Genomic DNA, 14,000 nt, shown 5'->3' with positions numbered 1-14,000 from the left:
GTTGCCCGGGGACGCGGGGCTCATGGGGCGGCTCCCAGGAGTTTCGCCAGCCGCAACCGGGTGATCTTCGCGAGTTCGGTCCTGACGACGTCCCGCTCGGTGTCCTCGTCGTTGCCGAGCCGCTCCGTGAGCCGGGCCAGCATCTCCCCGGCCGACAGGCCGGTGGCGCAGATGAGGTAGACGTGGCCGAACCGCCGCTCGTAGGCGCGGTTGCCCTCCGCCAGCCGGTCGAGGACCTCCCGCCCGGCCGTGTCGACCCCCGCCTGCTCCCCTCGCGACCAGGCCGCCTCCCTCGCCGGGTGCCTTTCCGGGGGCCTTCCCGAGTGTTTGCCCGAGGGCCTTTCCCGGTCGCCGGACGGCTCGGAACCCGCCGCCGGGCTCCCCTCCCGGGGTGGCTCGCCGATCCGGGGGTGGGCGGCCAGCGCCTCACGGACGCCGGACCAGTCCAGCCCCAGCACGACGGCCTCCGCGACCTCGGCCAGCCGGTCGAGGTCGCGGTAGGGGCGCAGCGCGGCCACCTCCCGGGCGAACACCCGGGAGGCGCAGCAGGCCAGCAGCCCGGCCTCGGCCTCCTCGGCGCCCTGCGCGTTGAACGCGTCCAGGCCCGGGACCGGCGGCGCGGAGTCCACGTTAAGCATGTGAGCAGTACACACACCCCCGGTGTGTGTGGTCCAGCGCCAAGAACCGCAAAGTGAGCCATGATTTGCCCTGGATTTTCGTAACATGCTCCAAACTCTCCGGGCGGCGGGTGACAATGAGCGACGGCGGGCGATAAGAAACGCCGATCGGCGGGGCCCGGTGAACCACCTGGACAGCACCTAAAATGGCAGCACTATGACTTCACTCATCTCCCCCATCGGCGGCCACGTCTCCGTCGCCGGCGGTCTCGCCAAGGGCGGGCTGCGGTACGCCGCGGACATCGGCGCCGAGATGATCCAGGTGTTCGTCACCAACCCGCGTGGCTGGGCGCTCTCCGCGGGCGACCCCGCCCAGGACACCGCGTTGCGCGAGTCGGGCGTGCTGTCCTTCGTGCACGCCTCCTACCTCGTCAACATGGGGTCCCCGAGCCCCGAGACGCTGGAGAAGTCGGTGGCCACCGTGCGCCACAACCTGCTGCGCGGCCACGCGATCGGCGCGAAGGGAGTGGTCGTCCACACGGGGTCGGCGGTGAGCCAGCCCCGTGACGCCGCCCTGCGCCAGCTGCGCGAGCATCTCCTGCCGCTCCTGGAGGAGATCCCCGACGACGGCCCCGACCTGCTGCTGGAGTCGATGGCCGGGCAGGGCGGGGTGCTCTGCGCGACCGTCCAGGACCTGGAGCCCTACCTGGAGGCCCTCGACTGGCACCCGAAGGCGGGCGTCTGCTTCGACACCTGCCACGTCTTCTCCGCCGGGCACGACCTGTCGACCTCCGAGGGCGTCAAGGAGACGCTGGACGCCCTGCACGCGATCGCCCCGGGGCGGCTCAAGCTGGTCCACGCCAACGACTCCAAGGACCCGAGCGGCTCCAGGAGGGACCGGCACGAGAACATCGGCGCCGGCCACATCGGCGCCGCCCCCTTCGCCGAGATGATGCGCCACCCCGTGATGGCGGGGGTGCCGTTCTGCATCGAGACGCCGGGCGGCGCCGAGAAGCACCGCGAGGACATCAACACGCTCAAGAAGCTCCGCGACACCTGATCCGGCGACCGGCTGCCTGCCGGTGGTCACCGGCAGGCAGGGTCCGCGTCCCCCTGAGACCGCGAGGCCGGACGGGACGCCCGTCCTCGTGATCCGACCGCCCCCGTGTGGCCGGATCACGGTCCGGCCCGCTGGCTAGCGCGGGCGTCCCGTCATATCGGAGACCGGCGGCCCTCCCCCTTCAGGCCGAGGACCCGGCGGCCGGGTGACCGAACGTCGTCGGCTTTCGACGCTCACCCGGCGTCCGCGCGTCAGGTCCTGCGTGAGCCTTCCGGCTCTGTCCCCCCCTGACGTGGCGGGTCTCGCTCTCCGATGAGGGAACACTAGAGGCGCGTCCAGACGAGTGAGCGGCGCTTTCCCTCCAGCGCGATTAACGGTTCGTAGTTGTCGATGTACGGAGAGTACCGGCACGACGAACGGCCGTCGGCGGACGACGAACGGTCGGCAGGAGGCTTCCGGGACCCACGAGCCCCCCGGTACGGAAGACCACCGGAGGGACGCGCGAGACACGTGCGGCGAACGGGACCCGGGGCCGGAAACCCGGTGACGGCAGGCAGGCGTCCCAGGCAGGGGTGCTCGTGACGGGTGTCCCGGCCAGGAGTCCCCGCGACGGGCGCATGCCGCCATCCGGCCTCGGCCGGGGAGGGGGTCGAGGTGCGTCGAGGTGCGTCGAGGTGCACGGCCGAAGGCCCGGTGGCCCGGCGGCGGGCGTGCCCGGGTCCACCCGGGTGTGAAACGCCGCACGGGGGCGTGGACGCGGCACGAGGCGTGGGAGCCATACGAGCGTGGGAGCGCACGAGGCGGGGTCACACACGGGCGTGAAGCGCCGCACAGAGGCGCGGGAGCGCGGAGGCAGGAAACCTCGGGCCCCTCGGCGAGATGCGGCGTACGGGCCCCCAGGAGCCCCAGAGCCCAAGGAGGGCGAGGAGGGCGAGGAGGGCGAGGGCGAGGAGGGCGAGAGCCCTCCAGGTCGGCACAGGGGCCGGCGCGGGGCCCGCGGCTAGCGCAGGGCCGCGGAGGGCAGGGACCTGCCCCGGACCACCCCGGGGACGGCCTGGCGGTCGCGGAACTGGCGGATGAGCCGCTCACGGACCTGGCGGGTGTGGCGGCGGCTGACCGGGAGCGTCTCGGTGCCCACCCTGAGCATCACCCGGCCGCCGTCGAAGCGCAGCTCGCTCACGTGCCGCACCGAGACGAGCGTGCTGCGGTGCACCCTGATGAACCCCGATCCGGCCCAGCGCCGCTCCAGGGCGGCGAGCGGCATGCGGACCAGGTAGCTGCCCTCGTCGGTGTGCAGCCGGACGTAGTCGCCCTGCGCCTCGGCGAACCAGACGGCCTGCTGCGGCACGAACCTCGTCCGCCCGGCGAGCTCGACCGGGATGACGTCCTCGGGCACCGGGTCGGCCGCCGCGGGGGTCATCGCCTCCAGGCGGCGTACCGCCTCGGCCAGCCGGTCGGCCCTGAGCGGCTTGAGCAGGTAGTCGACCGCCTCCAGCTCGAATGCCTGCACCGCGCACTCCTCGTGGGCGGTGACGAAAACGAGCCGGGGCGGGTTGGGGAAGCCCGCGATGAGCCTGGCCAGGTCGAGCCCGTCGAGGCCGGGCATCCGGATGTCGAGGAAGACCCCGTCCAGCCGCTCGCCCGTGCCGATCATCTGGACCATGTCCTGGAGCGCGGTGACGCCGCCCACGGCGGTGGAGACGTGCTCGATCCGGGGGTCCTGGCGGAGGAGATAGGCGATCTCCTCAAGAGCGGGGACCTCGTCGTCAACGGCCAGGACTCGCAACATGACCCTACGCTGCCCTCTCGACCACACCCGCCGCAAGCCTCATCACGACTTCAGGTAATACTATGACTACAACTAGCTATTGGCGGGGGAGCTTGGGCACGCGGAGCCTCACCGTGGTGCCCATGTTCGGGGCACTCTCCACGACCAGGCCGTAGTCCTCGCCGTAGATCTGGCGAAACCGCACGTCCACACCGGCCAGCCCTATTCCGTCCTCCTCGTCCCCGTGCGGGCCGACGTACGGGAGGCCGCCGCCGAGGAGCGGCCGGGTCCGCTCGGCGGGCATGCCCAGGCCGTCGTCCTGCACGCTGATGTGCGCCTCGGGACCGGCGTCGCTGACCACCACCCGGACCTCGCCACGACGTCCCGCCGCGGCCACCCCGTGCCTGACGGCGTTCTCCACCAGGGGCTGCAGGCACAGGAACGGGACGGGGAGCGACAGCACCTCCGGCGCGACCCGGAGGGTGACGTTGAGCCGGTCGCCGAACCTGGCACGTTCCAGGAGCAGGTAGCGGTCCACGCAGTGCACCTCCTCGGCGAGGGTGGTGAAGTCACGGGCCCGGCGCAGCGCGTACCGGTTGAAGTCGGCGAACTCCACCAGCAGCTCCCGCGCCCGGTCGGGGTCGGTGCGGACGAAGGAGGCGATGGTGGTCAGCGCGTTGTAGACGAAGTGCGGAGACATCTGGGCGCGCAGCGCCCGCATCTCGGCCGCCATCGTCCGCCGCCGCGAGGAGTCGACCTCGGCCAGCTCCAGCTGCCCCGAGACCCACCGGCCGACCTCGGTGACGGTACGCACCAGCGCCGCGCTCACCACGGTGTCGTACGCGGCGAGCGCCCCGACCACCCGCCCGTCGACGGTGAGCGGCACGACGACCCCGCCCCGGATGCCGCAGCCCGGCGTGTCGCAGGCCAGCTCGTCCGCGGTCACCATGCGCGGGCGGGCGGAGGCGAGGACCGTACGGGCGTGCTCGGGCGCGTGGTCGCGGTGGCAGCCGGCCGCGCCGTCCCAGGCGAGCAGGCCGCCGGAGTCGGTGACCGCGATGGCGCTGGTGCCCAGCAGGGCACGCAGGTGGCGGACCGCCTTGCGGGCGGACTCGCGGGTGAGCCCGGCCCGCAGCGAGGGGGCCGCCATCGCCGCGATGTGCAGGGTGAGGAAGGTGGCCTCGTCCGTCGGGCCGCCCGGACGGTCCGGGTGCTGCCGGCGCGGGCGGGGGAGGAAGAATCCGAGGAAGGTGCTGAAGGCGCACAGCAGCACCCAGCCTGTCGTCGACATGCGGGAAACCGTAGTCAACCCACCCCTCTGATCAGGGGCGAACGCCGATCACGGTGGGCCTTCGCCCGCTTCCTCCTGATAGGAGTAGCGCTGCTCACGCCAGGGGTCGGCGATGTTGTGGTAGCCGCGCTCCTCCCAGAAACCGCGCTTGTCCTCCAGCAGGTACTCCACGGCGCGGACCCACTTGACGCTCTTCCACGCGTACAGGTGCGGGACGATCATCCGCACCGGGAACCCGCGTTCCGCGGAGATGGGCTTCTCGTCGAACTCCAGCGCGAACATCGTCTGGGAGCGGGCGAAGTCACCGATCCGGATGTTGGCGCTGTAGCCGTACTCACCCCAGATCATCACGTGTTTCACGTCGGGGGCGGGCGGGGCGATCTTCATCAGCGTCTCCGTGGACACCCCGCTCCACTCGTTGCCCATGATCGAGAACTTGGTGACGCAGTGGAAGTCGGCCACGATCGTGGTGCGCGGCAGCTCGGAGAACTGGGGCCAGGTGAAGCGGTGCTGCTCGCCCGAGGCGGTCGCCCCCATGACGTGCAGCTGCCAGGTCGCCGGGCGGAACGTGGGGACCCGGCCGTAGTGGATCACCGGCCTGCCCCGGGGGACGTACTGGCCCGGGGGCAGGCGAGGCTCCTCCGGCGGTTCGGACTGCTCCACCATCACTCCCCCTCGCCGTTTCCCCGCTGGCACGGGGTAATCCTGCCATCGTCGGCTCGCCGCCACTTCGGTGGCCACCGCATTGCCCCCTTCCCCGTCCCGTCCCCGGGTCACGAGAGAGCGTGTTCTCGTCGTGCGCTATCATTTGCCGCTATGCGCACCGCGTTCTGGTTTTGGTATGGCGACGGACCCTTAGGTCGGACCGTTCGCCCCCAGATGCTGCGCTGACAGCCTGGCGAACGAAAGGCCCCGGGTCCGGTTTTCGGACTCGGGGCCTTTTGCTTTTCCCGGCCTTCGCCGAGAACGCCACAGCCACGAGAGCCATCGGGACCCGCCGGGATCGGCGGGCACCGATGGAGAGATCGAGAAGGAGAGAAATGGTCATCGTCATGGGGCCCGGCGCCACCCGGGAGAACGTCGAGGCGATCGTGAAGGTCATCGCCGCGGCGGGCGGCGAGGCGTTCGTCAGCCGGGGCGTGAGCCGCACGATCATCGGCCTGGTCGGCGACATCGCCCAGTTAGCCGCCCTTGACCTGCGCGGGATGCCCGGGGTGGCCGACGTGATCCGGGTGAGCGCGCCGTACAAGCTGGTGAGCCGCGACAACCACCCCGAGCGGTCCACCGTGCGCGTCGGCGGCGTGCCGATCGGCCCGGACACCGTCACCCTGATCGCCGGGCCGTGCGCGGTGGAGACCCCGGAGCAGACCCTGGAGGCCGCCCTGATGGCGAAGGCCGCCGGGGCCACCCTGCTGCGCGGCGGCGCCTACAAGCCCCGCACCTCTCCGTACGCCTTCCAGGGGCTCGGCGAGGCGGGCCTGCGCATCCTCGCCGACGTGCGTGAGGAGACCGGGCTTCCCGTCGTCACCGAGGTCGTCGACGCCGACGACGTGGAGCTGGTGGCCTCCTACGCCGACATGCTCCAGGTCGGCACCCGCAACGCGCAGAACTTCGCGCTGCTGCAGGCCGTCGGCGCCTCCGGCAGGCCGGTGATGCTCAAGCGCGGGATGAGCGCCACCATCGAGGAGTGGCTGATGGCCGCCGAGTACGTCGCCCAGCGCGGCAACCTCGACATCGTGCTGTGCGAGCGCGGCATCCGCACCTTCGAGACCGCCACCCGCAACACCCTGGACGTCTCGGCGGTGCCGCTCGCCCAGCGGCTGTCGCACCTGCCGGTGATCGTCGACCCCTCCCACTCCGGCGGCCACCGCGACCTGGTCCTGCCGCTCACCCGGGCGGCCATCGCGGCCGGCGCCGACGGAGTGATCATCGACGTCCACCCGCACCCCGAGCAGGCCCTCTGCGACGGCCCGCAGGCGCTGGTCGACGGCGACCTGGACGAGCTCGCCCGGGTTATGGAGCGGTTCCCGCCGCTGCTGGGCAAGGTCGCCGCCGGTGACCTCCTGGCTCCCGCCTGACACCTCTCGCCCCTCCCCTCGGGCCCGCCCGGCCCGAGGGGGGTCAGGCGTCGATCTTGTACTCCTGCAGGGAACCGGCCAGCTGGACGGCGAGCTCCTCGGCGTCGAGGCGGCGCTCGATCTTCTTCAGGTCGGCGACCTTCGCGGCGGTCTCGGCCTTGCGGGGGGCCAGGAGCGTGCAGCAGTCCTCGTCGGGCAGCTCGGAGATCGCCAGGGTGCCGATGCGGCGGGCCTCGGCCATGATCTCGGTCTTGTCGAGGCCGATGAGGGGACGCAGGATCGGCATGTCGACGGCGTCGTCCTGGGCGGTGATGTTCTGCAGGGTCTGCGAGGAGACCTGCCCCAGGGAGTCGCCGGTGACCAGGGCCCCGGCGCGCAGGCGGCGGGCGACCTCCTCGCCGGTCTTCAGCATCAGGCGCCGCTGGGTGATGATCGCGAGGCGGTCCTGCCCCGAGGCCTTGATCGACTGCTGGGCCTTGCCGAAGGGGACGACCCACAGCCGGGACCCGCCCTGGAACTTGTCGAGCGCCCTGACCAGCGCGTACGCCTTGTAGATGGACTCCGAGGTGGTGAAGGGGATGCCGGAGAAGTGCAGGAAGTCGACCCGCAGGCCGCGGCGCATCATCCGGTAGGCGGCCACCGGGGAGTCGATGCCGCCGGACATCAGCACCAGGCCCCTGCCGCTGGTGCCGACCGGCAGCCCGCCCTGGCCCGGCTGCCCGCCGGTGAAGACGAACGCCTCGTCGCGGTCGACCTCGATCGAGACGACCAGGTCGGGGCTCTTCAGGTCGACCGGCAGGCCGTAGATGTCGTTGAGCTCGCCGCCGACCGAGCGGTCCAGCTGCATCGAGGTGAGCGGGAAGCGCTTGTCGCGGCGGCGCGAGCGGACCGCGAAGGAGACGCCGCGCCTGACGTCGTCGCGGTCGGCGAGCAGCTCGATGGCGGCCTTGGTGATCGCCGAGGGGTCCTTCTCCACCCGCCAGGCGCGGTGGACCCAGACCAGGCCCGGGACGTACGAGACGCGCTCGGCGACCGCGTCGGCGATCTCCGCACCACTGCCGTCCGGCAGGAAGAGCGCGATGACACCGTGGCGCTGCCGTACGTCGACCTTGACGCCGACGTCCTTCAGGGCGGCCTTGATGTTGGCCTGCAACCTGCGCTCGAAGAGCTCGCGGTTGTTGCCCTTGAGGACGACCTCGCCCAGTTTGAGCAGAACGCAGGGCTCGCCCAAGGCGGACATGGTCATGGTGCGACCTCCGGTGGAACGTCGAGGGGAACGGGGAGTCGGGGGACGTCGGGGAAACCCGGAGAACCCGGGAACCACAGTCAAGTCTCTCGCGTGCGCACGCAAAGACAACGTCTCGACCTTGTCACTTTAGTCGCGCTTACGACTCGTCGAGGCCCTGCTCGATCGCGTAGCGGACCAGTTCCACCCGATTGTGGAGCTGGAGCTTGTTCAACGTGTTCTGGACGTGGTTCTGCACCGTCCGGTGGGAGAGCACGAGACGCTCGGCGATCTGCTTGTACGACAGGCCCTTGGCGACCAGGCGGAGCACCTCGGTCTCCCGCTCGGTCAGGCGGGGAGTCGCCTCGGGCGCGGGCCTGGCGGCCAGCCTGCGGTACTCCCCCAGGACGAGTCCCGCCAGGCCGGGGGTGAACACCGCGTCGCCCCCGGCGGTGCGCCTGACCGCGTCGAGGAACTCCTCCTTGCTCGCCGATTTCAGGAGATATCCGGACGCGCCTGCCTTGACGGCCTCCAGCACGTCCTCCTGCTCGCCGCTGGCCGACAGCATCAGCACCCGGGGCGGCGGCTCCGACGCGGCCAGCCTCCTGGCCACCTCGACCCCCGGCAGGTCGGGCAGTTGCAGGTCGAGCACGACCAGCTCGGGCCGGACCGCCGCGGCCACCCGGAGCGCCTGACGCCCCTCCCCGACCGTCGCCACGACCTCGTACCCGGCCTCGGCCAGATCCCTGGCCACCCCGTCCCTCCACATCGGGTGGTCGTCCACCACCATCACGCGCATTGGCCCACCTTAGAGCTGTTCTGTCCCGGCCGACCGGCCTTCCTCACCGGCCGGCACCGAACACCACCCGTACCGGCCACCCCTGTCCGGAACGTCCCGTCGTGAACGCCACCCGCCCCGGGCCCGCCGACGGCCCTCGCCTCTCGTACGCCACGGGCGGAGGCCCGCATGGTCTATCCGGCCGGTACCGACATCTCGATCTCGGTGCCCCGGCCGGGGTCGGAGATCACGGTGACCGTGCCGCCGAGGTCGGCGATGCGGCCCCGGATGGACTGCGCGACGCCCAGCCGCCCCGCGGCGGCGGCCTCCTCCAGGCGTCCGGGCGCGATGCCCGGCCCCTCGTCCCTCACGGTCACGGTGACCAGCCCGCCGTCGCCCTCGGCGAAGACCCACGCGGGCGCCCGCGCCCCGCAGTGGCGGGCGACGTTGTCCAGGGCGGCCCCGACCGCGGCGGCCATCTCGGCCGCGGTGGCCGCGGGCAGGGTGAGCGGGGTCGCCGGGGCCGAGACGGTGACCGTGGCCGAGCCGTACCTGTGCAGCAGGACGCACAGGTCGGCGGTGCCGAGGGCGGACGCCTCGGGCCTGAGCCTGACCAGCTCGCGCAGTGCGGCCTCCTGCTCGCCCGCGAGCCTGCCCAGCTCGGCCGCCTCGCCGCCGATCTCCTGCCCGCGCCGCTGGACCAGCGCGAGCACCTGGAGCACCGAGTCGTGGATGTCCCGGGCGAGCCGCTCCCGCTCCCGCCCGGCCGCCTCCAGCTCGATCGCCTGCTGCATGCGTTCCTCGGCCTTCTTGGCCAGCCGGGCCACGTGCCCGACGACCACCCCGGCGAGGAAGAGCAGGACGGTGCCGTTGATCGGCAGCGTCTCGAAGCCGCCCCCGGGGACGCCGTGCAGCCACAGGTCGGCCAGCGAGACGATCAGCGCGGCCACCGCCCCCAGCCGCCGGCCGCCGTACACTCCCCAGGCGAGCACCGCCCCGCCCATCCAGGTGCCGGTGATCGGCAGGCTGCCCTGCTGGTAGGCGCCCTGCACGGCGGGGGTGGCGAGCAGGCAGCCCACGGTCACGAGCATGTCGGCGGCGAGCAGGGGCCGGCCGCGGAGCTCGCCGACGGAGTAGGCGAAGATCGTCGCCACGGTCCACAGCGCCATGACGCCGATCACCAGCCAGCCGGTCACCGGGTGGGCGTACCCCCCGGCGCGGATGAGCAGGACCGCCGCGTACGCGAGGGACGCGACGCGGAAAACCGCGACCGCCCGCCAGAACGGATCCTCGATTCCCGTCACCGGCTGCCCGCACCTTTCATCGCATAGGCCACGAGCCGCAATGATTCACCGACGAGGGATATGTACCTCTTCGACTCCCGAGGGCGATGATGTACGGCTTGCGCCTCCGCTGGTGCCTGGTCAAGGCGCAAGCCGTACATGGAGGGGAATCGCGGGCGGCCGCCCTGCCGGGAGGCTAGGGGAGGCCGCTTGCAGAACGCTTGACAGGGCTCGCCCTGAGACCGGGGGCGAAGCTCCGGGAGCGAGGCCCTGGAAGTGGGGCTCCAGGACTGGAGCTCCGAAGGGGACCTCAGCCGAAGAAGACCTCGGCCTCCTCGTAGCGGCTGACCGGCACGGTCTTCAGCTCCTTGGTGGCCTCGTCGAGGCCGACCCTGACGATGTCGGTGCCCTGCAGGGCGACCATCTTGCCGAAGTCGCCGTCCTGCACCGCGTCGATGGCCTGCAGGCCGAACCGGGTGGCGAGCACCCGGTCGAAGGCCGTGGGGGTGCCGCCGCGCTGGATGTGGCCGAGCACGGTGGTGCGGGCCTCCTTGCCGGTGCGCTTCTCGATCTCCTTGGCGAGGTTCTCGCCGATGCCGCCGAGCCGCACGTGGCCGAAGGCGTCGAGCTCGCCCGCCTGCAGCGCCATCTGGCCCTCGACCGGGTGCGCGCCCTCGGCCACGACGATGATCGGCGCGTAGCGCGTCTTGAAGCGGGACTCGACGTAGGCGCAGACCTTGTCGATGTCGAAGGGCTTCTCCGGGATGAGGATGACGTTGGCGCCGCCCGCCATTCCGGCGTGCAGGGCGATCCAGCCCGCGTGGCGGCCCATGACCTCGCAGATCAGCGCGCGGTGGTGGGACTCGGCGGTGGTGTGCAGGCGGTCGATCGCCTCGACGGCGATGTTGACGGCCGTGTCGAAACCGAAGGTGTAGTCGGTCGCGTTGAGGTCGTTGTCGATCGTCTTGGGCACGCCGACGACCTTCACGCCCTTGTCGAAGAGCTGCTTGGCCACACCGAGGGTGTCCTCGCCGCCGATCGCGATCAGCGCGTCGACCCCGCCCTTCGCGAGGTTTTCCTTGATCTTCTCAACGCCACCCTCGATCTTGATCGGGTTGGTCCTGGAGGAGCCAAGGATCGTTCCGCCACGCGGCAGGATTCCGCGTACGGCGTCAATGTCAAGCGGCATGGTGTCGCCCTCGAGGGGGCCGCGCCAGCCGTCGCGGAAGCCGACGAACTCGTGTCCGTGAACGCCCACTCCCTTGCGCACGACGGCGCGGATAACGGCGTTCAGGCCGGGGCAGTCGCCGCCCCCGGTGAGCACTCCGATACGCATGGCATCCTCCGGTAGTGAGTTCGATACAAGATGGCCAGACTAAGTGGCATGGCCGGTCCGGCGATGGGTTTTCGCCACCGACGCAACGCATTCTGCCCGCAGATGCGCCCAGTGGTCTAGACCAAGGAGAGTAGCCTCACATGTCGTTTTTCGCGATCGAAGGGTGAGGCGCCCGCCGGACCCGGTTCCCCGCGTCCGGCCGGGCACGCGCATCGGAAACTCATCGTAGGCACGCCGGAGACCTCCGAGAGCGCCCCTGAGGGAGGGCTAGGGCAGGGGCAGCACGCAGGAGGGGGTGCCGACGGCGAAGACCTCTTCCACGGGCTGCGGTACGCCGCCCTTGAGCGGGAGCACGGCGACGCCGTCCGAGCGCTGGTTGGCCACGTACACGCGGTCGTCGGCGATGGCGAAGTGCCGGGGCCAGGCGCCGCCGCAGGGGACCTCCGCCACCGGCTCCAGCCCGGGACCCGCGAAGACCGCGATCGTGTCGGGCCCCCGGTTGGCGACGTAGACGAGCCCGCCGGAGACCTCCAGGTGCGAGGGCTGGTTGTGCCCCTCGCTCCCGCTGGCCGGGACGACGGCGATCTCGCGCCACTCCCCGCCAGAGACGCCAGAGCCGCCGGAGACGTCAGAGCCGCCGGAGGCTTCAGAGCCGTCGAGGCCGCCGGAGACCTCGTAGACGCGCACGGTGCCGTCCAGCTCCCCCGCCACGTACCAGTGGCCGTCCGACCAGGCCATGTGCCGGGGACCCATGCCGGACGCGAGCCGCACCGGGCCCGCGGGGTGCGGGACCACCTCGTCGCCGACCAGATAGCGGCGGACCTCGTCGGAGCCCAGGTCGCTCACGTACAGCACCCCGTCGGGGCCGAAGACGGCCTGGTGGGCGTGGGCGCCCTCACGGTAGGGGAAGATCCACACGTCGGTCAGGAGGCCGGACCCGTCGATGCCGTGCACGCTGACCGTGCCGTCGCCGTAGTTGGCCACCGCGAGGCGCGTGCCGGTGGGGTCCACCGCCAGGTGGCAGGGGGCCGACCCCTCGCTGGGCCGCTGCGCGAGCGGGCTCAGCGTGCCGTCCCCGGCGCGGGCGAAGACGCCGACCGTGCCGCGCTCGCTCTCCCCCACCGCGTAGAGGACCGGGAGGGTGGGGTGGGCGGCGAGGAAGGAGGGGCCGGAGGCCGCCGTCTCCCCGAGCCGCGCGAAGCTCCCCAGCTCGACCAGGGTGATCCCCGGCCCGGACCCGTTGGTGTCCGGGGTGTATCCACCGATGTACGCGACCTCAGCCATCATGCTCCCGCCATGGGAACGGCACGCGCCGCCCCCGCTCATCATCCGTTCTCAACCAAAGTGCGAAGTTAGCGCAGCGGACCGCCGATCTCACAGAAGCCCACGTCGGCCAATTCATTGACTCCGTCAACGAATTGGTTGATTCTGTCAAGCATGGAGAGACACGTGGCGGACGTCCGCGCCTTCAACCGCTTCTACACGAGGCTGATCGGCCTGCTCCACCAGGGCCTCCTGGACAGCCCCTACTCGCTGACGGAGATGAGGGTGCTGTTCGAGCTGGACCAGGCGGGCCGGATGGAGGTGAGCGATCTGCGACGGCTGCTCGGGGTCGACGCCGGATACCTCAGCCGGATGCTCGGCAGGTTCGAGGGCGACGGCCTGGTGGTGCGCGAGCGGTCCGCCGCCGACGCGCGGCGGCAGGTGGTCGAGCTGACCGCCGAGGGCAGGACCAGGTTCGCGGGCTTCGACGAGCGCGCGGCGGAGGAGGTACGCGACCTGTTGGCCGGGGTGACCGACGAGGACGGCGACCGGCTGGTCGCGAGCATGACGACGATCAAAGAGATCTTCGGCCGGACGCCGAAGGCCGAGCGGCCGTACGTCATCCGCCCGCCGCGTTCCGGCGACCTCGGCTGGGTGGTCTACCGGCACGGCACGCTCTACGGCCAGGAGCGGGGCTGGGGGATGGACTTCGAGGCGTTGGTGGCCAGGGTCGTGGCCGACTACGTGGACGGCCACGACCCCCGGCGCGAGGCGGCCTGGATCGCCGAGGTGGACGGCGAGCGCGCCGGATGCGTCTTCTGCGTGCGCAAGGACGACGAGACCGCGCAGCTGCGGATGCTGCTGGTCGAGCCCTCCGCACGCGGCATGGGGATCGGCACCCGGCTCGTGGACGAGTGCGTGCGCTTCGCCAGGGCGGCCGGCTACCGGCGGATGGTGCTGTGGACCAGGGACGTGCTGGTGGGCGCGAGGCGCATCTACCAGGCGGCGGGCTTCGAGCTGATCGAGAAGGAGCGGGGCGAGGGCCGCGGGGCGCACGGGGCGAACGGAGCGCACGAGGCCTTCGTCGAGGAGATCTGGGCCCGCGACCTCTGAGCCCGCTTTCCTGCACCACAGGCCCACCACGGACCCGCCACAGACCCCTCACGGACCCACCACAGGCCCGCCGCAGACCCACCACGGACTCGCCACAGACCCGCCACGAAGGGGGCGAGGGCTCCAACCCGGGACCGGCCGATCGGCCCCGAGCCCAGGTGCCCCGATCAGAGGCCATCCCCAACCTC

The 14,000-nt window shown here is 71.7% G+C and carries 12 protein-coding genes; 3 read left to right on the top strand and 9 right to left on the bottom strand.

Annotation, left to right across the window (positions count from 1 at the left end):
- Positions 1–20: 20 nt before the first annotated feature.
- A complete protein-coding gene (uraD, locus tag ACFFRH_RS01810; protein ID WP_344745019.1) occupies positions 21–638 on the bottom strand; it encodes a 2-oxo-4-hydroxy-4-carboxy-5-ureidoimidazoline decarboxylase in 618 nt (205 codons plus the stop codon).
- Between the two features lie 196 nt (positions 639–834).
- On the opposite strand from uraD, the gene ACFFRH_RS01805 reads away from it, so the two are divergent.
- A complete protein-coding gene (locus ACFFRH_RS01805; protein WP_344745020.1) occupies positions 835–1,677 on the top strand; it encodes a deoxyribonuclease IV in 843 nt (280 codons plus the stop codon).
- Positions 1,678–2,677: 1,000 nt separating this feature from the next.
- Here ACFFRH_RS01805 and ACFFRH_RS01800 read toward each other — a convergent pair.
- The 3 genes from ACFFRH_RS01800 to ACFFRH_RS01790 form a co-directional block, all read right to left on the bottom strand.
- Positions 2,678–3,466: a LytR/AlgR family response regulator transcription factor gene (locus ACFFRH_RS01800; RefSeq protein WP_344745021.1), complete on the bottom strand. Its 789-nt coding sequence runs from the start codon at positions 3,464–3,466 to the stop codon at positions 2,678–2,680.
- A 76-nt stretch (positions 3,467–3,542) separates the two neighbouring features.
- Positions 3,543–4,736, bottom strand: a complete 1,194-nt coding sequence (locus tag ACFFRH_RS01795) for a histidine kinase (protein WP_344745022.1) — start codon at positions 4,734–4,736, stop codon at positions 3,543–3,545.
- Positions 4,737–4,784: 48 nt separating this feature from the next.
- The gene (locus ACFFRH_RS01790; protein ID WP_344745023.1) at positions 4,785–5,402 is read right to left on the bottom strand and encodes a molybdopterin-dependent oxidoreductase; all 618 of its coding nucleotides are present in this window, start codon (positions 5,400–5,402) and stop codon (positions 4,785–4,787) included.
- A 374-nt stretch (positions 5,403–5,776) separates the two neighbouring features.
- Here ACFFRH_RS01790 and aroF point away from each other — a divergent pair, with 374 nt between their 5' ends.
- Positions 5,777–6,814, top strand: coding sequence for a 3-deoxy-7-phosphoheptulonate synthase (aroF, locus tag ACFFRH_RS01785; RefSeq protein ID WP_344745024.1), 1,038 nt, complete (start codon positions 5,777–5,779; stop codon positions 6,812–6,814).
- A 43-nt stretch (positions 6,815–6,857) separates the two neighbouring features.
- On the opposite strand, the gene thiI is transcribed toward aroF, so the two are convergent.
- The 5 genes from thiI to ACFFRH_RS01760 form a co-directional block, all read right to left on the bottom strand.
- Positions 6,858–8,060 (bottom strand): tRNA uracil 4-sulfurtransferase ThiI, encoded by a 1,203-nt coding sequence (thiI, locus tag ACFFRH_RS01780; protein ID WP_344745025.1) that lies wholly within the window; start codon positions 8,058–8,060, stop codon positions 6,858–6,860.
- Between the two features lie 139 nt (positions 8,061–8,199).
- Complete coding sequence (locus ACFFRH_RS01775; protein WP_386154240.1) at positions 8,200–8,829, bottom strand: response regulator; 630 nt, start codon at positions 8,827–8,829, stop codon at positions 8,200–8,202.
- A 182-nt stretch (positions 8,830–9,011) separates the two neighbouring features.
- Complete coding sequence (macS, locus tag ACFFRH_RS01770; protein WP_386153550.1) at positions 9,012–10,121, bottom strand: MacS family sensor histidine kinase; 1,110 nt, start codon at positions 10,119–10,121, stop codon at positions 9,012–9,014.
- A 289-nt stretch (positions 10,122–10,410) separates the two neighbouring features.
- Positions 10,411–11,436, bottom strand: a complete 1,026-nt coding sequence (locus ACFFRH_RS01765; RefSeq protein WP_344745028.1) for a 6-phosphofructokinase — start codon at positions 11,434–11,436, stop codon at positions 10,411–10,413.
- Positions 11,437–11,703: 267 nt separating this feature from the next.
- A complete protein-coding gene (locus tag ACFFRH_RS01760) occupies positions 11,704–12,720 on the bottom strand; it encodes a lactonase family protein (protein WP_344745029.1) in 1,017 nt (338 codons plus the stop codon).
- Positions 12,721–12,873: 153 nt separating this feature from the next.
- On the opposite strand from ACFFRH_RS01760, the gene ACFFRH_RS01755 reads away from it, so the two are divergent.
- Positions 12,874–13,812, top strand: a complete 939-nt coding sequence (locus ACFFRH_RS01755) for a bifunctional helix-turn-helix transcriptional regulator/GNAT family N-acetyltransferase (protein WP_386153545.1) — start codon at positions 12,874–12,876, stop codon at positions 13,810–13,812.
- Positions 13,813–14,000: the final 188 nt, after the last annotated feature.

Origin of the sequence: Streptosporangium vulgare (assembly GCF_042428775.1) — a bacterium.
Lineage (GTDB): Bacteria > Actinomycetota > Actinomycetes > Streptosporangiales > Streptosporangiaceae > Streptosporangium > Streptosporangium vulgare.
This window is presented reverse-complemented; position numbering and strand designations above follow the sequence as displayed.